This window comes from Nocardia callitridis, assembly GCF_039543305.1.
GTDB lineage: Bacteria > Actinomycetota > Actinomycetes > Mycobacteriales > Mycobacteriaceae > Nocardia > Nocardia callitridis.
Map to the genome: position 1 here is coordinate 179,427 of NZ_BAABJM010000005.1, position 23,530 is coordinate 202,956.

The 23,530-nt window shown below is 66.6% G+C and carries 24 protein-coding genes and 2 pseudogenes; 14 read left to right on the plus strand and 12 right to left on the minus strand.

The genetic code is table 11. The features are described from left to right. Positions 1 to 433: 433 nt before the first annotated feature. Positions 434 to 1,003: an NAD(P)H-dependent oxidoreductase gene (locus ABEA50_RS23350; RefSeq protein ID WP_345497922.1), complete on the minus strand. Its 570-nt coding sequence runs from the start codon at positions 1,001 to 1,003 to the stop codon at positions 434 to 436. A gap of 95 nt (positions 1,004 to 1,098) precedes the next feature. Here ABEA50_RS23350 and ABEA50_RS23355 point away from each other — a divergent pair, with 95 nt between their 5' ends. Together ABEA50_RS23355 and nadE are read left to right on the plus strand one after the other, a co-directional pair. Then, positions 1,099 to 1,749, plus strand: a complete 651-nt coding sequence (locus ABEA50_RS23355; protein ID WP_425577703.1) for a TetR/AcrR family transcriptional regulator — start codon at positions 1,099 to 1,101, stop codon at positions 1,747 to 1,749. Between the two features lie 21 nt (positions 1,750 to 1,770). Beyond that, complete coding sequence (gene nadE, locus ABEA50_RS23360; RefSeq protein ID WP_345497923.1) at positions 1,771 to 2,598, plus strand: ammonia-dependent NAD(+) synthetase; 828 nt, start codon at positions 1,771 to 1,773, stop codon at positions 2,596 to 2,598. Between the two features lie 162 nt (positions 2,599 to 2,760). On the opposite strand, the gene ABEA50_RS23365 is transcribed toward nadE, so the two are convergent. Next, positions 2,761 to 3,003, minus strand: coding sequence for a MoaD/ThiS family protein (locus tag ABEA50_RS23365; RefSeq protein WP_345497924.1), 243 nt, complete (start codon positions 3,001 to 3,003; stop codon positions 2,761 to 2,763). Beyond that, a complete protein-coding gene (moaA, locus tag ABEA50_RS23370; protein ID WP_345497925.1) occupies positions 2,996 to 4,054 on the minus strand; it encodes a GTP 3',8-cyclase MoaA in 1,059 nt (352 codons plus the stop codon). Before moaA ends, ABEA50_RS23365 begins: the two co-directional genes overlap by 8 nt. Positions 4,055 to 4,193: 139 nt before the next feature. Between moaA and ABEA50_RS23375 the strand changes: the two genes are divergently transcribed. The 3 genes and pseudogenes from ABEA50_RS23375 to ABEA50_RS23385 all read left to right on the plus strand — a co-directional run. Then, positions 4,194 to 5,435: a molybdopterin molybdotransferase MoeA gene (locus tag ABEA50_RS23375; protein ID WP_345497926.1), complete on the plus strand. Its 1,242-nt coding sequence runs from the start codon at positions 4,194 to 4,196 to the stop codon at positions 5,433 to 5,435. A gap of 82 nt (positions 5,436 to 5,517) precedes the next feature. After that, positions 5,518 to 5,983 (plus strand): annotated as a pseudogene (gene moaC, locus ABEA50_RS23380) (cyclic pyranopterin monophosphate synthase MoaC); the annotation flags it as partial. A gap of 539 nt (positions 5,984 to 6,522) precedes the next feature. Further along, positions 6,523 to 6,990 (plus strand): annotated as a pseudogene (locus ABEA50_RS23385) (molybdopterin-binding protein); the annotation flags it as partial. On the opposite strand, the gene ABEA50_RS31030 reads toward ABEA50_RS23385, so the two are convergent. Next, complete coding sequence (locus tag ABEA50_RS31030; protein WP_425577698.1) at positions 6,901 to 7,101, minus strand: hypothetical protein; 201 nt, start codon at positions 7,099 to 7,101, stop codon at positions 6,901 to 6,903. The pseudogene ABEA50_RS23385 and the gene ABEA50_RS31030 overlap by 90 nt on opposite strands. Between ABEA50_RS31030 and ABEA50_RS23390 the strand changes: the two genes are divergently transcribed. Then, positions 7,022 to 7,420, plus strand: coding sequence for a molybdenum cofactor biosynthesis protein MoaE (locus ABEA50_RS23390; RefSeq protein ID WP_425577704.1), 399 nt, complete (start codon positions 7,022 to 7,024; stop codon positions 7,418 to 7,420). The genes ABEA50_RS31030 and ABEA50_RS23390 overlap by 80 nt on opposite strands. A 135-nt stretch (positions 7,421 to 7,555) precedes the next feature. Beyond that, complete coding sequence (locus ABEA50_RS23395; protein WP_345497928.1) at positions 7,556 to 8,563, plus strand: AraC family transcriptional regulator; 1,008 nt, start codon at positions 7,556 to 7,558, stop codon at positions 8,561 to 8,563. A 4-nt stretch (positions 8,564 to 8,567) separates the two neighbouring features. On the opposite strand, the gene ABEA50_RS23400 is transcribed toward ABEA50_RS23395, so the two are convergent. From ABEA50_RS23400 to ABEA50_RS23410, 3 genes are all read right to left on the minus strand, one after another. Continuing rightward, the gene (locus ABEA50_RS23400) at positions 8,568 to 8,759 is read right to left on the minus strand and encodes a hypothetical protein (protein WP_345497929.1); all 192 of its coding nucleotides are present in this window, start codon (positions 8,757 to 8,759) and stop codon (positions 8,568 to 8,570) included. A gap of 216 nt (positions 8,760 to 8,975) precedes the next feature. Beyond that, on the minus strand, positions 8,976 to 10,037 hold the full coding sequence (locus tag ABEA50_RS23405; RefSeq protein WP_345497931.1) for a CobW family GTP-binding protein: 1,062 nt from the start codon (positions 10,035 to 10,037) through the stop codon (positions 8,976 to 8,978). 87 nt (positions 10,038 to 10,124) lie between these two features. Beyond that, entirely contained in the window at positions 10,125 to 11,438 is a 1,314-nt protein-coding gene (locus ABEA50_RS23410) for an N-acetylmuramoyl-L-alanine amidase (RefSeq protein WP_345497933.1), read from the minus strand. A gap of 440 nt (positions 11,439 to 11,878) precedes the next feature. On the opposite strand from ABEA50_RS23410, the gene ABEA50_RS23415 reads away from it, so the two are divergent. The 5 genes from ABEA50_RS23415 to ABEA50_RS23435 all read left to right on the plus strand — a co-directional run bounded on the left by ABEA50_RS23415 (position 11,879) and on the right by ABEA50_RS23435 (position 16,025). Next, positions 11,879 to 12,247 (plus strand): hypothetical protein, encoded by a 369-nt coding sequence (locus tag ABEA50_RS23415; protein WP_345497934.1) that lies wholly within the window; start codon positions 11,879 to 11,881, stop codon positions 12,245 to 12,247. A gap of 59 nt (positions 12,248 to 12,306) precedes the next feature. Continuing rightward, on the plus strand, positions 12,307 to 13,053 hold the full coding sequence (locus ABEA50_RS23420; RefSeq protein ID WP_345497936.1) for an SDR family oxidoreductase: 747 nt from the start codon (positions 12,307 to 12,309) through the stop codon (positions 13,051 to 13,053). 609 nt (positions 13,054 to 13,662) lie between these two features. Beyond that, on the plus strand, positions 13,663 to 14,799 hold the full coding sequence (locus ABEA50_RS23425; protein ID WP_425577699.1) for a transcription termination factor Rho, short form: 1,137 nt from the start codon (positions 13,663 to 13,665) through the stop codon (positions 14,797 to 14,799). A gap of 110 nt (positions 14,800 to 14,909) precedes the next feature. Next, positions 14,910 to 15,311: a PaaI family thioesterase gene (locus ABEA50_RS23430; RefSeq protein WP_345497938.1), complete on the plus strand. Its 402-nt coding sequence runs from the start codon at positions 14,910 to 14,912 to the stop codon at positions 15,309 to 15,311. A 324-nt stretch (positions 15,312 to 15,635) separates the two neighbouring features. After that, positions 15,636 to 16,025, plus strand: coding sequence for a hypothetical protein (locus tag ABEA50_RS23435; RefSeq protein WP_345497939.1), 390 nt, complete (start codon positions 15,636 to 15,638; stop codon positions 16,023 to 16,025). An 85-nt stretch (positions 16,026 to 16,110) separates the two neighbouring features. On the opposite strand, the gene ABEA50_RS23440 is transcribed toward ABEA50_RS23435, so the two are convergent. The 5 genes from ABEA50_RS23440 to ABEA50_RS23460 all read right to left on the minus strand — a co-directional run bounded on the left by ABEA50_RS23440 (position 16,111) and on the right by ABEA50_RS23460 (position 22,208). Next, positions 16,111 to 17,448: an MFS transporter gene (locus ABEA50_RS23440; RefSeq protein WP_345497940.1), complete on the minus strand. Its 1,338-nt coding sequence runs from the start codon at positions 17,446 to 17,448 to the stop codon at positions 16,111 to 16,113. 507 nt (positions 17,449 to 17,955) lie between these two features. Next, positions 17,956 to 18,735 (minus strand): 3-oxoacyl-ACP reductase, encoded by a 780-nt coding sequence (locus ABEA50_RS23445; RefSeq protein ID WP_345497942.1) that lies wholly within the window; start codon positions 18,733 to 18,735, stop codon positions 17,956 to 17,958. 8 nt (positions 18,736 to 18,743) lie between these two features. Next, positions 18,744 to 20,105, minus strand: coding sequence for an aldehyde dehydrogenase family protein (locus ABEA50_RS23450; protein ID WP_345497944.1), 1,362 nt, complete (start codon positions 20,103 to 20,105; stop codon positions 18,744 to 18,746). Positions 20,106 to 20,110: 5 nt separating this feature from the next. Then, positions 20,111 to 20,863 (minus strand): gamma-glutamyl-gamma-aminobutyrate hydrolase family protein, encoded by a 753-nt coding sequence (locus tag ABEA50_RS23455; protein ID WP_345497946.1) that lies wholly within the window; start codon positions 20,861 to 20,863, stop codon positions 20,111 to 20,113. After that, positions 20,844 to 22,208 (minus strand): glutamine synthetase family protein, encoded by a 1,365-nt coding sequence (locus ABEA50_RS23460; RefSeq protein WP_345497948.1) that lies wholly within the window; start codon positions 22,206 to 22,208, stop codon positions 20,844 to 20,846. The genes ABEA50_RS23455 and ABEA50_RS23460 overlap by 20 nt, the downstream gene beginning before the upstream one ends. A 126-nt stretch (positions 22,209 to 22,334) precedes the next feature. Between ABEA50_RS23460 and ABEA50_RS23465 the strand changes: the two genes are divergently transcribed. Both ABEA50_RS23465 and modA read left to right on the plus strand, forming a co-directional pair. Continuing rightward, positions 22,335 to 22,733 carry a TOBE domain-containing protein gene (locus ABEA50_RS23465; RefSeq protein ID WP_345497950.1) on the plus strand — a complete coding sequence of 133 codons (399 nt, stop codon included), beginning with the start codon at positions 22,335 to 22,337 and terminating at the stop codon, positions 22,731 to 22,733. Between the two features lie 4 nt (positions 22,734 to 22,737). Then, positions 22,738 to 23,511: a molybdate ABC transporter substrate-binding protein gene (gene modA / locus ABEA50_RS23470; RefSeq protein ID WP_345497951.1), complete on the plus strand. Its 774-nt coding sequence runs from the start codon at positions 22,738 to 22,740 to the stop codon at positions 23,509 to 23,511. Positions 23,512 to 23,530 lie beyond the last annotated feature (19 nt).

The following is a 23,530-nucleotide window of genomic DNA, read 5'->3' on the forward strand; positions in this document are numbered from 1 at the left end:
TCCCTTGTGCCTGATCCACAGCTCGTGATCCGTATGCAGTGCACAATCCGACGAAAAACGCTCAGCGCATGACCCGAAAAGCTCGGTTGCGCAAACTCCTGGATCGAGTCTCGAAGCCCCTGATCAGCCCCGTCGGGTCGGTGCCCGCTCGGTGATCGTTGAGCGAAGCCTCGCGCCGTCATCCAGTACCGAGAACACTACACCTAGTGGCCGACAGATTCATCCAACACGACATGTAGCGAGTCACAACGATGAAATTTCATGGAAAGAAGTACCAGGACGCTCGATTCGCAACCCGACACGACAGTGCCTCAGATCACAATTTCGTACCGTAGTTGATCTTCAGCAAACTCTTGAACATACGAAGAGGGCCACCGCGGCCGACGGGTCGAACCCGTGGCGCCGGTGGCCCTCTCGAAGGCCGCAGAGCAGCCTACACCGCGACGAATTCGCCCCGCGCGGACTCGACGAGTTCACGCAGGGTCGCCGACAGTTGGGTCAGCGCCTCGGCGTCCTCGCGCGGGTGCGTCTGAGCGAAACGCTCGCCGATCGAACCGAAGTGCAGGTGCGCTGATTCCACTACGCGACCTCCTGCGACACCCAGCGACTTCACCGCGTCGGCGTGTGCCCACTGCGCGGCGTTCGGGCTGATCGATGCGCTCACCACGGCGGTGGGCTTGCCCTTGATCGAACCGGCACCGTAGGGGCGCGACGCCCAGTCGATGGCGTTCTTGAGCACGGCGGGCAGTGTGCCGTTGTATTCGGGGGTCAACACCAGCAGGCCGTCGGACTCGGCGACCGCGGCGCGCAGCGCCAGCGCCGACTCGGGTACGGAATCGGGGGTGTCGGTGTCTTCGTTGTAGAACGGAAGCTCGCCGAGTCCTTCGAACACGGTCACCTGCACGTCGTCCGGCGCGGTGCTCGCGACCGCTTCGGCGAGGGTGCGATTGATCGAAGCGGCACGGAGGCTGCCGACTAGGGCGAGGATGCGGGTCTTACCCATGATGTCTCCTGGTTACTGAAGGTGTTTGCCGGTACTGTCAATGAAATAACCGGACTGTGGTCCGAATACTTCCCGACGGAGTCTGCGTGAGTGCTGTGAGCTACCCCACACCGAACGGCCGCTCGCCGAACGGGCGCCCTACCCCCGCCGATGCGATCCCTTTACTCAGCGGCGATGCCCCCACCGAGCGCGCCGACGCGGCCCGAAACCGTCGCCTATTACTCGACGCGGCACAACAACTCGTGCGCGAGGACGGTGTCGACAGCCTCACGATGGACGCGCTGGCCAAACGCGCGGGCGTCGGCAAAGGGACTGTCTTTCGCCGTTTCGGCAATCGCTCGGGACTCATGCTCGCGCTACTCGATCATTCGGAGCGAAAGTACCAGGCGGCGTTCATGTTCGGGCCACCACCGCTCGGACCGGGCGCACCGCCGGCGGAGCGGCTGATCGCCTTCGGCCGCGCCAGACTGCTCGACATCGATGTGGAGGGCGAACTGCACCGAGCGGCCGAGTTGGGTGCGGCCGCCGAACGCTATTCGGGCGCGCCCTACCGTTTGCTGCACACCCACGTGAGCATGCTGCTGCGGCAGGCCGCGACGCCAGGGCCGATCGCGCTGATCGCCGATAGTCTGCTGGCCTCGCTCGGGGCGGCGCTGGTGATGTATCAGCGGCAAACGCGCGAGTACTCCCGCGCCGAAATCGGCGACAACTGGGAGACGCTCGTTCGCCACGTTGTTCCCGGCTGATTCGCAGTAGAGTTGGACGGCATGCGGAACCTGCGCGAACAGATCAGCACCGAATTGGGTGTGGCACCGAGCATCGAACCCAAGGACGAAGTGCGCCGCCGGGTCGATTTCCTCAAGGACTATCTGCGCGCCGCTGCCGCAACGGGATTCGTGCTCGGTATCAGTGGTGGCCAGGACAGCACGCTCTCCGGGCGTCTGTGCCAACTCGCCGCCGAGGAACTGCGCGCCGAGGGCACCGAGGCCACCTTCGTCGCCGTGCGTCTGCCCTACGGGGTACAGGCCGACGAGGCCGACGCGCGCACCGCACTGAAATTCATCGCGCCCGATCGCTCCGTGGTGGTGAACGTGCGCCCGGGCGCGAACGCCGTCGCCGCCGAGGTCGCCGCCGCTGCACAGGTGGCCAAGCTACGAGACTTCGTGCGCGGCAACATCAAAGCCCGCGAACGCATGGTGATCCAGTACGCGCTGGCCGGGCAGGAGAACCTGCTGGTCGTCGGCACCGACCATGCCGCCGAGGCGGTCACGGGGTTCTTCACGAAATTCGGCGACGGCGGCGTCGACATCACCCCGCTGACGGGACTGACCAAACGCCAAGGCGCCGCCCTGCTTCAGGAACTCGGTGCGCCGCCGAGCACCTGGTCCAAGGTGCCGACCGCGGATCTGGAAGACGATCGCCCCGCCCTGCCCGACGAGGAAGCCCTCGGCCTGCGCTATGCGGAGATCGACGACTATCTGGAGGGCAAGGACGTGACCGACGAGGTCGCCGAGCGACTCGAGTCGCTGTTTCTGAAGACCCGACATAAGCGCACCGTTCCCGTTACCCCTCTTGACACCTGGTGGCACGAATAGGGCATAGCTCTCGAACCGGACTCGCGGAGCTCGGCTGTCGCCTTTCCCGAAGCAGCCGCATCCACACGGGCGCTGACGACTTCCACCGCGCTCGGCCCTGCGCACGGCTCCTTCCCGCCGATACCTGCGGGTCGCGGTGCAGGCCAGCCCCGGGAACGGGGCTCAGCCGCCCGCGAACGGCGGCAGCACGTCCACCTGTCGCCCCAAGGACGCGGACGGGTCGCGAGTGAGTTCATCGCCGATGAGATAGGCACAGACGGCGAGCATCTTGTCCAGATCGGTGCCGTAGGAAGCGGACAAGGTGAAACGTAGGTCCGCGATCGTCGCGTCCACCGGAAATTCGAACGTCTCGCGATCCTTGCCGACGGCGTCGGCGATCGCGGCGAAGTAGCGGACCTCAACCACCAATGGCTCCCATCGTGCGTTCCGGCGGGCTGAAATCTTCGGCGTCGATACCGTGGCCCGCCGCCTTCTGCCACATCGCGCCGCGCCACAGGGTGGCGAGCTCGTGATTGTCGGCGCCCGAACGCATGGGTTGGCGCACGTCGAATTCCTGATCGCTGAACAAACACGACCGCAGCATCCCGTCGGCGGTAAGCCGCGTTCGATCGCAACTATCGCAGAACTTCCTGGTCACCGAGGCGATAACGCCCACGGTCGCCGGGCCGCCGTCGACCAGCCATTTCTCCGCGGGCGCCGAGGGATCGGCCCTGCTGGTCTCCGATAGCTCGAATCGGGCGCCCAACACCTCCAATACCTCCGCGGCGGTGACCATATTGGCGCGCGCCCATTCGTGGTCGGCGTCCAACGGCATTTCCTCGATGAAGCGCAGCTCGCAGCCCTCATCGAGACACCAACGCAGCAGATCCGGTGCGCCGGCCAGCGTCTGGCGCATGAGCACGGCGTTCACCTTCACCGGAGTGAGCCCCGCCGCGCGCGCGGCACGAATACCGGCCAGGGCGGAATCGAGGCGGTCGCGGCGGGTCAACGTCGCGAAATCGACCCGGTCGACGGTATCGAGCGACACATTCACCCGGTGCAGGCCCGCGGCGGCGAGATCGTAGGCACGGTGCGCGAGGCCGACACCGTTGGTCGTCATCGCCAACGGAGTGTCCGGCACGTGTTCGTGGCAACCGGCGATGATCTGCTCGAGGTCACGACGCATCAACGGCTCGCCACCGGTGAAGCGCACCTCGCGCACCCCGAGCTCTTCGACCGCCAAGGTGACCAATCGCACGATCTCGTCGGCGGTCAACAGCTCGTGCCGGGGGATCTCGGGCAGCCCCTCCTCCGGCATGCAATAGGTACAGCGCAGCGAGCACTTCTCGGTGATCGAGACGCGCAAGTCGCGACCGACCCTTCCGAATCGGTCGAGCAAGTACGGCGTATCCGGGCGCCCGTCGAGCGAGGGGCGCCCGGAACGCACGGCAGGTATCCCCATCTCGACAACAGTCACCCGTCCATTATGACCTCCACCCCGCACCCCACCGTGGGAGAAGGCGCCGAAGTGTCGCGGTGCGCGACGCCACGAACCGCACGGTCTCCCGGCTCGCGAGGGCGAAGGCCACCGCGGCCGGAGCGATAGGCTTTGCGGTATGAATTCTCGGCCCGCCAGCGTCTCGGTTCGGTCCGTCGACGAGTACCGCGCCGCCATCGACGAACTGTTGCGGCCACTGCTCACCCGTCCGGCCGAGACCGTCGCCTTGCCAAGGGCGCTCGGCAGGCGCCTGGCCGAGGACGTGCGTTCGCCGATCGATCTGCCGGTATTCCGTAATTCCGCGATGGATGGATACGCGGTGCGTTCGAGCGCCGTCGTGGTCGCGCCGGTGACGCTGCCGTTGACGGGATTGGTCGCGGCGGGCGATGCGGGCACGACACCGCTGGAGCCGGGTAGTGCGGTCAAGGTGATGACCGGCGCGCCGCTTCCGCCGGGCGCCGATTGTGTGGTTCCGGTGGAGGACACCAATACCGACGAGATCGTGGTGACCATCGAACGTGGCCGCACCGCAGGCGAATTCGTCCGCGAGGCGGGCACCGACGTGCGCGCCGGTGACCTCATCGCCGCGGCGGGCACCACGCTCGAACCGCGACACATCGCGGCGCTGGCCGCCGTCGGTCAGGCGACGGTGTCGGTGACCTGTCGGGTGCGCGCGGCCGTCCTCACCACGGGCGACGAACTCGTGCCAGCGGGCAGCGCGCTGCGTCCCGGCCAGATCTACAACTCCAACGGGATCGCGCTCGCGGCGGCGCTCACCGCGAACGGCGCCGAGGTCGTGTCGATCGCACACAGCGGTGACGATCCCGCGCAGTTTCGCGCGAAGCTTTCCGAGGCCACCGAACGCGCCGAGGTTGTCTTCACCTCCGGCGGTGTGTCCAAGGGCGATTTCGAGGTGGTCAAAGACGTCCTCGAACCGATGGGCGGACAGTTCGGGACGATCGCCGTGCAGCCGGGCGGACCGCAGGGACGCACGGTGGTCGACGGTGTTCCTGTCCTCAGTTTTCCCGGTAATCCGGTGAGCACCATGGTGTCGTTCGAGGTGTTCGTGCGTGCGCTGTTGCGTGCCGCTTCCGGCCTGCCCGCAGTGCGCGAGTATCGCTTGCCCTTGCACAACGCACTGGCCCGTTCGCCCGAGGGCCGACGACAGTTCTTGCGCGGCAAGCTGCTCCACTCCGCGGAGCCCGACGACGTGTATCGGGTGCCGACGGCGGTCGAGGTGGTGTCGGGCCCCGGCTCGCACCTGGTCGCGAGTATGGCGGCCGCGGATGTGCTGATCGATGTGCCCGCGGAGACCACCGCGCTGGCGGCGGGCGCCCTGGTTCGGGTGTGGTCGCTGTGAACGCGAAACGGGTGAGTCGGACGCGGTTGTGGCGCACCATGGGCAAGGCCGGTGAGTTCGGTGCGAGCGCGGGAGTGAACCGATGAGCGAGTTGTCCCATGTGGACGGCGAAGGACGAGCGCGGATGGTGGATGTGAGCGCGAAGTCCGACACCACGAGGATCGCGCGCGCCGCCGGTGAACTACGCACGACGGCCGAGGTGGTGCGCCTGGTGCGGGCCAATGACATGCCGAAGGCCGATGTACTGGCCACCGCGCGGATCGCGGGTATCTCGGGCGCCAAGAAGACCGCGGAGCTGATTCCGCTGTGTCACCAGTTGGCGCTGTCGTCGGTGCAGGTGCGGTTCGGTTTCACCGACGACACCATCACCATCGAGGCCACCGCGAAGACCAAGGGGCCCACCGGTGTCGAGATGGAGGCACTCACCGCGGTCGCCGTAGCCGGTCTGACGCTGCACGACATGGTGAAGGCGGTTGACCCCGCGGCCAGTGTGAACGCGGTACGTCTGCTCACGAAAGAAGGTGGCAAGCGCGGACATTGGCGTCGGCCTGGCGCCGAGGACGCCGGCGCCGAGGACGGTTGCGCAACCCCGAATCCATCGGCGCGACCGCTACCCGACGACGCCGAGGAAGCGACCCCCGCGCGTCCCCCGCAACCGAGTGTCGCGCAACGGCGTGATTTCTCGCCCCCGGACGCGGCGACATCGACTGCGTCTCTTGCGGAAGTATCCAACCAGCTGCCGCGGCCCTCGCGAGTCGCGGGAGGTTCCGACGACACCGAGCGTCCACCCCACGCGCGAACCTCGAGTTCCACCGAGGGGGCTGCCGCCACGCCGCCGCACGCGGTATCGCCTGCGGCGGTATCCACTGACGTGACACCGACTTCGAGCCAGTCCCGGGAGCCCGACGACTCCGGAGCCGAACAGACGCACCCGCATTCCACACACACCGAAGAAGCCGACCTCCCGACAACCGCGGACTCCGACAACGAAGAAGGCCACCCCGCGACAACCGAAGAAGCGCACGCACACTCCGACGCCGAGCAGAGCCGCCCCGCGATCGACCCGCGGCGGCGGCCCGGTGCGGGGCGCTGCGCGGTGGTACTGGTCGTCTCCACCGGTGCCGCCGCGGGCACCCGCACCGACACCACCGGCCCGGTCTTGGCGGATTGGCTTGCCACACTCGGCTTCTCGGTGCGTGGTCCGCTGGTCTACGCCGACGACGAGATCGGGTTCGGTCTGGCCGACGCACTGCGCTTCGGTCCTGAGCTGTTGATCACCACCGGCGGCACCGGCGTCTCCCCCACCGATGCGACGCCGGAGGCGACGCTCGCGGTGCTCGACCGCGAGCTCCCCGGTATCGCCGAGGCCATTCGGCGCCGTGGCGCCGAGAAATTCCCGTTGGCCACGTTGAGTCGTGGTGTGGTCGGCCAATCCGGCCCTTCGATAGTCGTCAACCTGCCCGGCTCACCCGGTGGCGTGCGCGACGGCATCGCGGTACTGGCACCGCTGTTGGATCATCTGCTCGCGCAAGTAGCCGGAGGCGGCGACCATGACAACCACTGAATCCCTGGTTCCGCTCGCACGGATCAGCGACCGTCCGCTCGACCCCGCCGAGGTGGAAGCCGCGGTCACCGGCCCACGCCACGGCGCCGTCGTTGTCTTCACCGGCAAGGTCCGCGATCACGATGGCGGCCAAGCGGTTTCCGCGTTGGAGTACTCCGCGCATCCGGCCGCCGAACGTTTCCTGCACGCGGTCTGCGCGCAGCTGTCGACTTCGGCCGGGTTGCCGGTCGCCGCCGTGCACCGGGTCGGTGATCTGACGATCGGTGATCTGGCGATCGTGGTCGCCGTGGCGGCACCGCATCGAGGTGCCGCGTTCGAGACGTGTGCCGAACTGGTCGACCGGATCAAGCACGAGGTGCCGATCTGGAAACGTCAACTGTTCGCCGACGGATTGTCGGAGTGGGTGAACGCCTGCGGGTGAGGTCAACCCCGCTGAATCACCTACCGTCGCGAATCGCTGGCCGCGACCCTGGGTGCGGGTATAGCGTTGCCGCGCACAGAGTTAGTGCGAGTTCGAGTTCATGTCAGTCGGATCGATCCGCGGCAGGAGGACGCGATGGGGACCGACCAGGTGTTGCTGCACCGCTTCGTCATCGAGCAGCTCAGTGCTGCCGGATTGGACCGCGAGCGGTTGATCCGGGAGACCGGTGTGCCGAAATGGAGTCTGGACGGCCACGACGTCCACCTACCCAGCCAGGTCTTCTCCCGGCTGTGGGAGCTCGCCGAGCACGCGCTCGAGGACCCGAACGTCGCGCTGCGGGTCGCGCACCGCTACGCGCTGACCTGTCTGGGTCTCTACGACTATTTGTTCTCCAGCGCGCCGACACTCGGTGCCGGCCTCGCCACCTGCGGGCCGTACGTCAGCGCTGTGACCACCAATCATCGCTTCGATCTCGTCGCAGAGCCGGACGAGACGGTGAGTCTGTATCTGGACATGGTCGAGGGCGAGGGCCGCGGCCGCGATCTCACCCAGGTGTGGGGCTTGGCGGCGGTGCTCAGTCGCGCCAGACGGGTGGTCGAGGCTCCTGTTGTCCCGATGCGGGTGTCGCTGCGCCAGAGCGCACCCGCCAGGTCGGAAACCTTCGTGGAGGTGTTCGGCACGGCGGCCATCGATTTCGGCGCTCCCGTCGACGCGATGACCTTCCATCCCTCGGACATGGATTTGCCGTTGACCACGAGCGACCCGGTGCTTTCGCGGGTGCTGTTGCCCTTGGCCGACGCGCTGCCACCCCCGCCACCGCTGGCCGACGCCTGGCTGGACCGGGTCGCCACCGCACTCGCGGACGTACTGGACACCGGTGAGGTGTCGCTGAACCGGGTGGCCAGGCGACTCGCGGTCAGTCCACGCACATTGCAGCGTCGGCTGATGGAAGCCGACACCACCTGGCGTAGGGAACTCGACCGGGCGCGTTCGGCGCGACTGAGCCGGGTAGCGGCGTCGGGTCCGGTGAGTCGATCGCGTCAGGCCGAACTGCTCGGTTATTCGGACGCGAGTTCGATGCGGCGCGCGGCGCGGCGCTGGACGGTGCCACCGCACACGCGCCACGGCACCGAATTCGGTTGACACGTCAGAGTTTCAGAAAGCGGGCCGCGATCTGCCAGAATGTCGTGTCCTCGATCGAGCGGAAGTTCCAACTGTTGGCGACCGCGTGCGATTCCGCGACGATGCCCTCGACGTCGAAGTCATCGCGGGTCGCGGTGCCCTTGGCTTCCAATACTTCGATCACGTACGCGGTGGCACTGTCCTGGCTGTCGGACACGGCTGACTCCCCTCGGTCGCGAAACGGCTGGGGTCGGCCCGTAGCGCCACGGCGTAGGGCAGTACACCGACGAAAACTACTGTGTGCACGTGCATGCGCACGTGCACACGGTCGACCCGATGCCATTGTCGCCCCCGTAACCTCGCGGCGGCAGCGCCGAACGCGCCAAACTCGTGCCGAATGCGCCAATCTCACTCGTGCGGAGCGGATCTCGGTTCAATGCGGCGTATAGCGCCATATGCCGAGCATGCTCCGCGGGTCCAGCGGCAAAGCCTCGGTGTGCACGGTCGCACGCAGCCGCTCCAGCGCGTTCTCGACCTGGAGACCGGCGCCGATGAGAACCATTCTGGTCACGGGTGATTCGCCGCGCGCCCAGGAATCCGGTTCGAAGACGATGTGGCTGCCGACCATATGCAAGACGAACTTCCTGCGCTCATCCTCGACCCCGAACGCGGCGAATCCCTTGGCGCGGAACAACCCCGTCGGTGGATTTTCCAGGAACTCGACCAGCGCCCTGGGATCCAATGCGTCCACACTGTCGAACGACACACTCGTGTAATCGTCGTGCAGATGGCGATGTGCCCGGTCCGCGTGCGTGCGCGTGTGCTCTTCGTCCTCGTGATCGTGCTCGTCGCGCAGCAACTCGTCGAAGCTCAATTGGCGTGCGCCGTCGGCGGGTCGGCGCAGCGGCTCGTCGAACAGCAAGCCGGGGTCGAGGCGCCCCTTCGTGGTCGCGTAGACCGGCACCTGCCCGACCAGTTCGCTGATTTGGCCACGCAGGGCAGTGAGCCGCTGCGCGCAGACCCGGTCGGATTTGTTCAGCACCACCAGATCCGCCAGACGCAGGTGCGTGGTGAGCTCGGGGTGCTGGGCGTTGCTCTGCGGGAAGTGCTCGGCGTCGACCACCTCGACCAGCCCACCGTAACGAATACGCGGGTTGTCGCTGCCGATCACCATCCGGATCAAGTTGCGCGGCTCGGCCAAGCCGCTGGCCTCCACCACGATCACATCGATCCCCGCGCGTGGTTGCGCCAGCCGGGTGAACAGCTCGTCGAGTTCACTCACATCGACCGCGCAGCACACACACCCGTTGCCGAGCGACACCATCGCGTCGACCTGCCCGGCCACCAACATCGAGTCGATATTGATCGCACCGAAGTCGTTGACCACCACCCCGATTCGGGTGTCGCGTCCCGCGCGCAACAGATGGTTGAGCAGCGTCGTCTTTCCCGATCCGAGAAAACCCGCCACGAGCACCACAGGGATCCGGTCAGCCACTCCGTGCACCCTACTTGGCGCGGGAATGCGAACGTCACCCTCGCCCGAGGGTGAGGGTGACGTTCGGCGGATAAGACTCGGCGTCGGCTATTTCGAAGGGCCGAGCAGCGTCCCCGCCAGGGTGTAGGCGAGGTTGATCAGCTCGGAGGTGATCGTGGTGTCGTCCAGGCCGAGCGTCGCGGCCAACGGCATCAGCAACTGCAAGATCTTGCTGACCGGCCCGCTGCCGTCGGCACCGGGCAGCACCTTGGTCGCGGCCGAACCCGAGTCCGGTGACTGTGCTCCCGGCGACTGCTCGGTCCCCGAACGCGGAGGCTGCTTCGAGGAGCGCGGGACCGTCCGTTCCTCCGGCGCCGCACGGTACTCGGGCGCGGCAGGCGACTGCGCGGCAGGACCGGACCGAGGTGCGGTGTCCGTGGATGCCGTGTCGGGTTTCGAGGAGGCGTCCGAGCGCGGCACCGACTCCGTCCGGTTCTGCTCGCGCACCGCCTGCGGTGCGGACTGCTCCCGCTGTGGCTTCGGCGCGACCTCGGCCAATGTGGGAATCCGCAGAGCGGGCGCCGAGGCGGGCTGACCGGTGGCCGACCCGGTCTGCGGGAGGATCGACTGGGGCGCGTTCAGCAGGTAGCTCGCCAGACCGGTGGTGATCGCGATCGCGTGCTCGACCTGACCGTCCTGACTCTCCAGCCGGGCCGCGTCGTCGGCGTTGGCACCATTGCCCATTTCGACGAAAACCTGGGGAATCCTGGTGAGCGCCGGGGCGGCGATATCGTTGCGGGTCTGCAAACCGTCGACGACGCCCGCGTAATTCGCCTGCGCGAAACCGGCTTTGACATAGGCGTCACGCACCGAATCAGTGAGTGCGAGGCCGGGCCCCGCCTGCACCTGATCGACCACCGCATCGGGAATCGGCAAGGCGGGCACGATGAGGTGGAACCCGTGGTCCTCGGCGGGGGCACTGTCGGCGTGCACGCTCACCGCGACGTCGGCGCCCGACTGATTCGCCGCGCGCGCCCGATCGTCGACGCAACCGCCCCAACCTTGATCGTCCTGACGACTCAGCACCACCCGCGCGCCGAGGCTTTCCAAGGACGACTTGACCAGCTGAGCGACGTTCCAGTTGATGGTGTGCTCGGGCACCCCGTTGCGCGTGGTCATGCCGGTGGTCTGGCAGTCCTTCGTGCCGCCGCGTCCGTCGGAGACCTGCCTGGCCAGGTTTTCCTGATGATCGGAACCCTGGTGGCCGGGATCGAGGAAGACGGTCTTGCCCGCGAGCTTGGTCGACACGTCGGGGGCGGCGGGTTCGGCGTTCGCGCCGACCTGCGTGATCCCGGACAGCGTCACGGTCACCGCGGTGATCGCGGCGGTACAGATCCCACTTGTGATGATGCCTGGCTTCATGTTCGGTCGGTGCCCCTGGGACGAGGCACCCCTCCCTTCCCACTAGTAACACCAAACCCAATAGTTCACTTTTGCAACATGCGTATCAGTGAAGCAAGTCTCGTGACGCAACCGTGACGCCGGGACAGCACATTGTCAGCGTTGATCTTGATTACGCGATCACCAGCGGCTATCCGGCCACGCCTTCGATATCGGTGACCACAGCGAACGCTGAGCGTAATGCATTCAACGGTCGCGATCGGTGATTTGCGTGCCGTAGCACGGGGGCGCGTCGAGCTTCGAATTCCCTTATGCGAGCACCGTTGTCTTGGGTTTCAGCACAAGAAACGGACAATCGGGTTCCTCGTGACCGCGGGGTCTGGTAGATCTGGCCGCGGAGATCCGGGGTCTCCTTCGGCCGCGCCGCGGTCTGTTCGAGCACGATTCGAGGAGTACACCACATGCGTGCAAGCACGCTTCTGATCGCGGGCGCGCTGACGTCCGCCGTGACCATGCTCGGTGCGGGAACGGCGGCGGCAGCGCCAGCCGACACGATTCCCGGCGACGGGGTCTACCTGGTCGGCACCGACATCCTGCCGGGGCTCTGGGAAAGTACGGGAACACCGGACCCGGCCAGGGGCTGCGACTGGCGCCGGCTGTGGAAGGTCGAGGGCGACAACACCGATATGGGCGCCATCATCGCCAACAACTACACCCGTATCAGTCCAGTGCGGGTGGAGATAAAGGCCACCGACACCGCCTTCAAGACCACGAGCTGCGGTTCGTGGCGGCTGGTTCCTCGACCGAACACCGGGTCGTTCGGCGGCTGATCGGGGGCGAATCCTCGCCGGAGCGCGTCGATGCCGTCGGCTCGCTATGGTCTTGTCCCATGCGGTCCAAGATTCTGATCACCGGCGCCAGCGCGGGACTCGGCGCGGCCATGGCGCGGCGTTACGCCGCCGACGGTCGCGACCTCGCGCTGTGCGCCCGCGGAACGGACGCGTTGGCGGCGCTGCGGACCGAGCTGCTCACCGCGCATCCGAACGCGAAGATCGCCGTGCGCACGCTCGATGTGAACGACCATCCCGCGGTCGCCACGGTGTTCGGGGAGCTGCACGAGGAACTCGGCGGACTGGACCGGGTGATCGTCAACGCGGGCCTCGGCAAGGGCGCGGTGCTCGGCAGCGGGCGCGCCTCGGCCAATATCGCCACGGCGACAACGAACTTCATCGGCGCGCTCGCGCAGGCCGAGGCCGCGCTGGAAATCTTCCGCGCACAGCACTCCGGCCACCTGGTTCTGGTGTCGTCGATGAGCGCGGTGCGCGGGCTTCCCGGCAAGAAGGCCGCGTATTCGTCGAGCAAGGCGGGCTTGGCGGCGCTGGGCGCGGGACTGTCTGTCGAACTCGCGAAGTCGCCGATCGCGGTGACCACCCTGCTGCCGGGATTCATCGCCACCGAGATGACCGCGAAAGCTGGCGACGCACGCCTGGTCGCGCCGCTGGACAAGGGCGTGGCGGCGATGATCGACGCCATCGAGAAGGAAAAGCGCCGCGCCTGTGTCCCAGGGTGGCCGTGGCGGTTGATCGACGTCGTTCTGCCGCGTCTGCCCGGTCCCCTAGTGACCAGGTTGGGCTGAGCGAGGCGCACGATTCGACCCAGAACTGCCTGGTCTAGGACATCGAGACCGACTCGACGCCAGTGCTTTCCACATCCACTTCGGTCGGTCGATAGCACCGCTGAGCAGGGCTCGCACCCTTGACATTGCGCGTTTACCCTCGAACAGGTAGCCTGACTTCATCCCCTAGCGGATACAGGTTATCTTCCCGCCACTGAGGCGGCCTCCCCGCAGGATTTCTGAGATTCGTTCTCCCCGCAACGACCGTCGCGTCGTTCGCTGACAGCACGAAGAGTTCGCAGCACTCCGCGTTATCTTCTGAGCCATTTCCTGGCTTACGACGCACATTCCTGCCGCGCCGCGGCAGCGTAGACCATGCTGCTGCCGCACACTTTTCGTGTCCGAGCTGATTGTCGACCGGTCCGAACCGGGCGCGCGCTCAACAGCGAAACGACCGATGAGCGCGACAAGCACGTGATTCCGCACGGCTCGCACGCCCTCCGGCCACGCCATGGACTCCCATGGCGACCGTGTCCGATCAGGGGAGCACCCAGCTCAGGTCGGCCGATCTTCGCCGAACCGCGAAGCGCGCCAAACACTTCGATCACCACAACACAACTAGGAAACCTCATGAACACCAACACTTCTCCCCCACCACCAGACGGCGAGACGGCCGCCTCCGTCAGCGGGATACTCGAAATCACCGGCAGGCGCGCCACATTGCATGTCGAGGGCTACGCGCCGAGTGAGCGCGACCTGGAGGTCTCGACCAAGCTGATCCGGGAGCACAGCCTCCGCCGTGGCGATACCATCACCGGCACAACACAATTCGGCAGCCGACAGGCCCCGAGTCCGACGTTACACACCATCGACACGGTCAACGGGCAGCGCCCGCGACGCACCTCGACGCGGCCCGCCTTCGCCGACCTCGTACCGATCTACCCCAACGAACGCTTGCGACTGGAAACCGAGCGCCATGCGCTCACCACCCGCGTGACCGACCTGGTCATGCCCATCGGCAAGGGACAACGCGCGCTGATCGTCGCGCCGCCGAAAGCGGGAAAGACCTCGGTGCTGCAGTCGATGGCGCACGGCATCGCGAAGAATCACCCGGAATGCGAACTCATGCTCGTCCTGGTCGGCGAACGACCGGAAGAGGTCACCGATCTGGCCAGGTCGGTGCCCGCCGAGATCGCCGCCTCGACCTTCGATCAGCCACCACGCGAGCACATCGCGGTCGCCGAGCTGGCCATCGAACGCGCCAAACGGCTCGTCGAGATGGGGCGCGACGTGGTGGTTCTGCTCGATTCCCTCACCCGCCTCGCCCGCGCGTACAACACGGCGAGCGCGGGCTCGGGACGCGTCCTGTCCGGTGGTGTCGACGCCGCCGCCCTCGCCCCACCCAAGCGTTTCCTCGGCGCCGCACGCAATATCGAGCACGGCGGCTCACTCACCATCGTCGCCACCGCCCTCGTGGAAACCGGCTCGGTGGCCGACACGGTGATCTTCGAGGAGTACAAGGGCACCGGCAACGCCGAACTCAAACTCGACCGTGCCGCCGCCAACCGCAGGGTCTTTCCCGCCGTCGACATCACGCAGTCCAGCACCCGCAAGGAGGAACTGCTGCTGTCGCGCGACGAGTCGATCGCGACGCAGAAGCTGCGCGCCACCCTCGCCCCCTTGGACAATCGGCAGGCCCTCGACCTCCTACTCGAGGGTCTGCGCAAGACGGAGACCAACGGCGAGTTCCTCGCTCCGATGCGCTGATTCTCCACGCGCTGCCGCTCGGCACGCGGAGCCTTGCGCGAGCGCCGCGGCGCGATCATGACCTTTCTGGTAATCGACGGCGCCCACCCCATGCGGCATTATCCCCGAGCATGACTGACGAGGCGGGCACCGCACTGTTCCACCAGACCATGCCGTTCACCGAGCGGCTCGGCATCGAGGTGCTCGAACACGAGAAAGCCTTGGTGCGCAGCAGGATCGCCTGGGACGAGTCCTTGTGCACGCTGGGCGGGGTGCTGCACGGGGGCGTACTGATGGCGCTCGCGGACGCGACCGGAGCGGTCTGCGCCTACTTGAATCTGCCCGAAGGCAAACAGGGCACGACCACGGTCGAATCGAAGACGAACTTCCTGCGTGGCGTGCGCACCGGTTACGCGACCGCCGCCGCGACACCGCTGCACACCGGCCGCTCGTTCATCGTGGTCGAAACGGTCGTGCGCGACGATGCCGACAAGCTGGTCGCCAAGGTGACCCAGACCCAAGCCGTGCTCTGATCTCGTAGGCGCCCGGCGCGTTATGCAGCCGTTAAGCCGCTCCCAAGCGAAACACGCGATCCTTTCAGTGTCCCGGTCGATCCTGTTCCTGGGAGGGGAGCGCAGGATCGACCGGGGCCGTCGAACGGCTATCCTGACGGTGAAATGCATGCCCCCGCAACGGGAATGCCAATATCTGTAGTTCTCCCCCGGAGATCGGCTCGTGCGCACCCCGAGGCACCGATCCGGTCGCGACCGCGAGTGAAGCACGGTCGAGACGCGTCGCGGGTGATATGCAGGGACCAGAAAGGAGTAGGCAGCCACCGTCCGGCTGCCGTCGACACGATGGATATCCACGCCTACCCCACCGCGGCGACGACGCCGGTCGATCTCGCCGAGGCCGAGCGTATCGTCACCGAACACCTCTCCGACCCCGACGAGACCGCACGCGGAATCATTAAGCGAATCACCGAGTTCGACGACTGCTTCACCGTGGTCTCGATCTTTCCACCCGTACCCGATGTCGATTCGAGTGTGCCCGCGGTCGTAGTCGGCGGTTCGGTGTATGTCATCGATATCGCCAGCGGCGCGGTGTCCTTCTGGCCCACCTATCCCGAACCCCTGGTCGCGGATCAGTACGTCGAGTTCCTCCAGAACGGGACGCTCGTCATCGAGGATTCCTGGCCGAGCGACGACGATCCCGACGACGACAGCGAAAACGACGACCTGTCCTGAGCCGACGAATTCGGCCACCGAGTCCGCGGTGCGGACCCGGTGGCCGAATGTCGAGTTGCTGCCCGGTCCCCGGGCACGTTGACGCCTAGGTGGCCGGCGCCTTCTCGAAGTTCGGCTCCGGATCGTCCGCATCGGGCACGTCGGTGCCGCGCAGGGAGGTGCCCTTGGTTTCGCGCAGGAAGAACCATGCGAGCAAACCGATCAGCGACGCGCCGACCATGTACACGGCGGGGAACAACGTCCACCCGGTCCTGTCGATCGTCCACTCGTTCACCAGCGGCGCGGTGCCACCGAAGACAGCGGTGGATACGTTGTAGCCCAACGCGAATCCCGCATACCTGACCTGTGTCGGGAAGATGGCGGGGAAGGTCGCGCTGATCGTCGACAACTGCGGGACGTAGAACAGTCCGAGAACGATGAATCCGACGACCGCCCAGACGATCCCCTTGCCCATCAGCCAGTACATCGGCACCGCGAGAACCGCCAACCCGACGACCGAAACCAACCACATCGGTTTCCTACCGACCGTATCCGACAGTCGGCCGAAGAACGGCAGCGTCAACATCATCACGACCTCACCGATGAGCACCATGCGCGAGGTGGTCGATTCACCGATCCCGAGTGTGTTCTCCAGATAGGTGGGCTGGTAGGTGAGCAGCGTGTAGTTCACGACGTTGAGCGCGACGACGAGGCCGATCAGCGTCAGGGTCTCGCGGCGGTACACCGTGACCAGTTCGCGCAGCACAGCCAGCGGCTTCTTGGTGTCCGTATCGGCGATCTCGGTGAACACCGGCGATTCATCGAGATGCGAGCGCAGGTACCACCCGACTAGGCCGAGCGGAATGGCGATCAGGAAGGGAATGCGCCAACCCCAGTCGCGCATCGCGTCGTCGCCGAGCACGAGCTGGCACAGGGCCACCACCGCGGTGCCGCCCGCGAAACCGGCCAGGGTGCCGAATTCGAGGAAGCTACCGAAGAATCCGCGTCGTTTGTCGGGCGCGCATTCGGCCAGATATGTTGCCGCGCCACCATATTCGCCGCCGGTCGAGAAGCCCTGCACCACTCGAAGCAGGATGAGCAGGATCGGCGCCCACACCCCGATGGAGCCGTGTCCCGGAATCAGGCCGATGGCGCCGGTGGCGGCAGCCATCAGCAGAATAGTGATGGCCATCACGGCTTTCCTGCCGATGCGGTCGCCCAGCGGGCCCCACACCATGCCGCCCAATGGGCGAAGAATGAAGGAAATCGCGAAGCCGAGCATCGTCCCCAGGGTGCCGAGCGAGCCGGGGAAGAAGGCGCTGGTGATGTAGGTGGTCGCCGCGGAATAGACACCGTAGTCGAACCATTCGGTCGCGTTTCCTAGCGCCGAGGCGGCTACTGCTCGTTTGAGCACCCCCGGTTCCAGGTCTGCTGGCTTCGTCACGTGCGCGTTCCTCTCCAGTCCGTCTTCACATCGGACCTTTAATCGTTACCAGTCCCTACGCCTGACAGCCAGAGACACGGCACGAAAGAGACCGATACCCACGTTCAGTCCTGGGCAAACACCGACCCATGCCACGCCCCCACGGTCAGCCCGCTGCGACCTGCACCTGGACACTCTAATGTGACGGTAGCCACAATGCCCGCCAAATGCCGCGAAAACAGTGCCCGAGTCGAGACCCGATCACCGTCTGCCGACGGCACTTCGGCCTCGCCACGGTAGCCCGGTCGGGCTCCTCGCGCAGCGGGTGACATCAACACCTAACTCCGTCGCAACACCGTCGGTACACCGAAGTTGCGGCGATCCATCGGGCCCCGAGACGCCCGATAGGGCCCGCCACCGCCCGGAACGTCCAGTTCGCGCGGCAGCGGATGTCGCACGGACGGCGCGTGCGGCGCGATTATCGGGCAAGACAACCGCCACACACATGGGCGTGTCGAGTGAAATCAGTTATAGCGGAGTGACATAGGCGCCCGAGATTCCGCCGTCCACCAAGAACTGGGACGCGGTGATGAAGGAGGCGTCGTCGCTGGCGAGGAAGGCGACAGCCCCGGCGATCTCCTCGGGTTCGGCAAAACGACCCACGGGCACGTGCACCAACCGGCGCTGCGCGCGCTCGGGATCTTTCGCGAACAGCTCGCGCAACAGCGGTGTGTTCACCGGACCGGGACACAGCGCGTTCACCCGAATACCCTTGCGCGCGAACTGCACCCCCAGTTCTCGAGTCATCGCCAGCACCCCGCCCTTGGAGGCGGTGTATGAGATCTGCGAGGTGGCCGCGCCGAGCACCGCGACGAAGGAGGCCGTATTGATGACCGACCCCTTGCCGCGCTCCAGCATGTGCCCGATGGCGTACTTACTGCACAGATACACCGAGGTGAGGTTGACCTCCTGCACCTTGCGCCAGGCGTCGATATCGGTGGTGAGAATCGAATCATCCTCCGGCGGAGAGATTCCCGCGTTGTTGAAGGCGATGTCCACGCCGCCGTAGGTGTCGACCGCGGTCTGGAACAGCTGGCGAACCTGTTCTTCGTCGGTCACGTCGACCCGGATGTAGACCCCGGCGACCGCCTCGGCCGCCGCGGCGCCCGCGTTGTCGTCGATGTCCGCGACGATCACCCTGGCGCCCTCTTCCGCGAAACGCCGGACGGTGGCGAGGCCGATACCACTGGCGCCACCGGTGACGACGGCGACTCGATCTTGTAAGCGCTGCAACGCATCTCCTGACAATGTGGCGGTTAGGTGGTCGCGATGAAGACGTTCTTGGTCTCGGTGAACGCGAGCGCGGCGTCCGGCCCGAGTTCACGGCCGAGTCCGGACCGCTTGAATCCACCGAAGGGCGTCCAATAGCGCACGGACGCGTGCGAATTCACCGACAGATTGCCCGCTTCGACCGCGCGCGACACCCGTAGCGCACGGCCGACATCGGAGGTCCAGATCGAGCCGGACAGGCCGAACTCGGTGTCGTTGGCGAGCCGGATGGCTTCGGCCTCGTCTTCGAAGGCGATCACCGCGACCACCGGGCCGAACACTTCTTCGGTGAGCACCCGTTCGGTGCCCGCGGCGGGCAGCACCACCGTCGGCGGGTACCAGAATCCAGGGCCCTCCGGACAAGTACCGGTGAACGCGATATCGGTCGTCGGTTCGAGGAAGTCGGCCACGCGTTGTCGGTGCGCGGCACTGATCAGCGGACCCATATCGGTGGATGCCTCGGCGGGGTCGCCGACACGCACCTTGCGCACGGCGGGCTCGAGCAGTTCGAGGAATCGATCGAACACACTGCGTTGCACCAGAATCCGTGACCGCGCACAACAGTCCTGGCCCGCGTTGTCGAAAACGCCGTCGGGAGCCGACGCGGCCGCCGCCTCGAGGTCGGCGTCGGCGAAGACGACGTTCGCGCTCTTGCCGCCGAGTTCCAAGGTCACGCGCTTCACCTGTCGCGCGCAACCGGCCATGATCTGCGTGCCGACCTCGGTGGACCCGGTGAACACCACCTTGCGCACCTTGGGGTTGGTGACGAAACGTTGTCCGACCACCGAGCCTTTACCCGGCAGCACCTGGAAGACCCCTTCGGGCAGACCGGCTTCCAGCGCCAGCTCGCCGAGCCGGATCGCGGTCAGCGGGGTGAGTTCGGCGGGCTTGAGTACCACGGTGTTTCCCGCCGCGAGCGCGGGGGCGAATCCCCAGCCCGCGATCGGCATGGGGAAGTTCCACGGCACGATCACCCCGACGACGCCGAGCGGCTCGTGAAAGGTGATATCGACGCCGTCGGCGACCGGAATCTGCTGGCCGAGCAAACGTTCCGGGATGCCGGCCGCGTAGTGCAGCAGATCGCGCACGTTGCCCGCTTCCCAGCGCGCGTTGCCGATGGTGTGCCCGGAGTTCGTGACTTCCAGTCGGGCCAGGTGCTCCAGGTCCGCGTCCACGGCTTCGGCGAAGCGCCGCAGCAGCCGAGCCCGATCGCCGGGCGCGACCGCGCGCCAGGCCACCTGCGCGCGGTGGGCGCGGTCGATGGCGGCGTCGGTGGCCGCCTCGTCGGCCAATTCGACCGTCGTCACCACGCGTTCGGTCGCCGGGTCGATCACCTGTGTTGTCGTCACGACATTCACTCCCCTCGTTCGGCTCGGTAGGTGTGCGCGGCCAGCACCAAGGCGCGCATCAGCCGCGTATCGGTCGCGTCGGCTTCCGGGTGCCATTGGACACCGAGTAGAAACGGCTCCGTCGCGAGTTCGACGGCCTCGATGGTGCCGTCTGTGGCCGACGCGGTGACGACCAGGCCCTCGGCGAGCGCAGCTATGGCCTGATGGTGGTGGCAGTACACGGTCAGTTCGGCTCCGGTGATCGCGGCGAGCTTGCTGCCTGCGACGGTGCGCACCTGGTTCGCGGTGAAATCGCCTGGGCCGCCGGAGTGTTCGGTATGCCCGACGACATCGGGCAGGTGCTCGATCAGCGTCCCGCCCAGCGCGACGTTCAGCACTTGCAACCCGCGGCAGATCGCCAGAATGGGCAGGCCCGCCGCGCGCGCGAGGCGCAGCAGCTCGAATTCGGAGTTGTCGCGGTCGGGCCGGGTGTAGCCGAGCGATTCATCGCCGCGCCCGCCGTATCGGCCGGGCTCGACATCGGCGCCACCGGTGAGGATCAACCCGTCGAGCCGATCGACCAGTTCGACGAAGGCGGTCCCCGAGGGCGGCAGTAGCACAGGGATACCACCCGCGCGCACCACCATGTCGACGTAACTCTCGTGCAGCACAGCGCTTTCCACATCCCACGACCCGAACCGGGTTCGTTCGCGGTAGGTCGGCAACCCGATCACCGGGCGCGGGCCGAGGCGTTCGCGCTCAGAGACGTTCGAAGCCACGCGCGCGCTCCCAGTCGGTGACCGCGGCGTCGAAGGCGTCGATCTCGACCCGTGCCGCGTTGCGGTAATGCGCCACCACGTCGGCACCGAATGCCGCCTGCGCCACCCTGCTCTCGCCGAACAGTTCGGCTGCCTCGCGCAGGGTGTGCGGCACGCGTGGTCGCTCGCTGCGATAGGCGTTGCCGCGAAACTCCGGCTCCAACGGTAGGCGGCGGTCTATTCCGTGCAGACCGGCCGCGATCACCGCGGCGACGGCGAGATACGGGTTGACGTCGCCGCCGGGCACCCGGTTCTCCACTCGCAGCCCGGGTCCTTCGCCGACCACGCGCAAGGCGCAGGTGCGGTTGTCCCGACCCCAGGCGACGGCCGTCGGCGCGAAGCTGCCCGGTTGGAACCGCTTGTAGGAGTTGATGTTCGGTGCGAAAAGATAGGTGAACTCCCGCAGGCAATCCGCCTGGCCCGCGACGAAGTGCCGCATGGTCTCCGACCAGCCGTTCTCGTCGTCACCCGCGAACACCGGCGCACCCGATTCGGTGCGGAAACTCAGGTGTATGTGGCACGAATTGCCTTCGCGTTCATCATATTTCGCCATGAATGTGAGGCTGCGGCCGTCCTGAGCCGCGATCTGTTTGGCACCGGTCTTGTAGATGCTGTGGTTGTCGCAGGTGGCCATCGCCTCGGCGTAACGAAAGGTGATCTCGTGCTGACCGAGGTTGCACTCCCCCTTCGCCGACTCGACATACATTCCCGCACCGTCCATCTCGTTGCGGATACGCCGCAACAGCGGCTCGACCCGCCCCGTTCCGAGCAGCGAGTAGTCGACGTTGTACCGATTCGCCGGGGTGAGACCGCGATATCCGGCATCGCCCGCGGCCTCGTAGGTGTCCTCGAACAGCAGGAACTCCAGTTCGGTGCCGACGAGGGCGCGCAACCCCCGTTCGGCAAGCCGGTCGAGCTGCGCACGCAGGATCTGTCGCGGCGAGACCGTCACCGGGCGCCCCTGCGGGACAGTCTGTTCCACATCACACAGCACCAACGCCGTCCCCGGCCACCACGGGGTCACCCGCAAAGTACTCAGGTCGGGGCGCAGCACACAGTCGCCGTAGCCGGTGTCCCATGACGACATCGCATACCCGTCGACGGTCGCCATGTCCACATCCACGGCGAGCAGATAACCGCACGCCTCCGTCGCGTGCGACACCACCTCGTCGAGGAAATACCGTGCCGCACAGCGCTTCCCCTGCAATCGACCCTGCATATCGGTCATCGCGACGAGCACCGTGTCGATCTCCGCGGCCTCGACTCGCTCCCGCAACTGCGCCAAGCTCAGCAATCCGTCACGCATCAACGACCCCTCTCGGCCTCGAGCTGCTCACGCTAGAACACCGGAGGGGCTCGCGCGCGCGGAGCACGCACACCCGAGGGGCACCCACCCCTTGTTTTCCGCATTCACGTCGATAAACTGCAAATTATGCCGAATTTGCGGATCAGCGAGGTAGCCGCGCTCCTCGGCGTCAGCGACGACACGGTCCGCCGCTGGATCGATCAGGGTCGGCTCGAATCGGCCCCGTTGGACAACGGCCGCATGGGGGTCAGCGGCAAGGAGCTCGCCGAATTCCTCGAAGCCGAGCCGCAGCCCCCCGAGCTCGGCCGCACCGTCGCCGCGTCGGCGCGCAACCGCATGCGCGGCATCGTCACCAGGATTGTGAAGGACACTGTGATGGCGCAGGTAGAGCTGCGCGCGGGACCGTTCAGGATAGTGTCGCTGGTGAGCAGAGAATCGGTGGACGAACTACAGCTCGAGGTCGGCAGCGTCGCGGTGGCCTCGGTGAAATCGACGCATGTCGTGGTAGAGATCCCAGAAAGTTGACGAGATGATCCGAGCACTGAGTATGGCCGCGGTGGCCGGTCTCGCCGCATTCACCCTGGCCGCGTGTGGCGCCGACGACCCGTCCCCTGACACCGAGGGTGCCGGCGGCACCATCACCGTCTTCGCGGCGGCCTCGCTGACCGAGACGTTCACCGAACTCGGCAAGGAATTCGAAGCCGACCACCCCGGCAGCAAAGTCGTCCTCAGCTTCGCGGGCAGTTCGGACCTGGCCGAGCAGATCAACCAGGGCGCCCCGGCCGACGTGTTCGCCTCGGCGGCACCGAAGAACATGCAGCAGGTTCGCGACACCGGCGAGGTGACCGTCGACCCGACGATTTTCGTGCGCAACCGACTCGAAATCGCGGTCCCCCAAGGCAATCCCGGCCACATCACCGGCCTGACCGACTTCGGCAAGACCGAACCCAAGATCGCGCTGTGCGCCGAGCAGGTGCCCTGCGGCGCCGCGGCGAAGACCGTCTTCGAGAAGGCCGGGATCGATCCGCGGCCGGATACCAGGGAGAAAGATGTCAAGGCGGTGCTGACGAAGGTGCGCCTCGACGAGGTCGATGCGGCACTGGTGTATCGCACCGATGTGCAGTCGGCGGGTGAACAGGTCGAGGGCATCGAGTTCCCCGAGGCCGAGGCCGCGATCAACGACTATCCGATCGCACCCTTGGCACACGCGCCGAACGCCGAGGGCGCCGCGGCCTTCGTCGACTTCATCCGGTCCGAGCAGGCGCGCTCGGCGTTCGCCGACGCGGGGTTCGATATCCCGTGACGCGAGCGCGGCGCCGGGC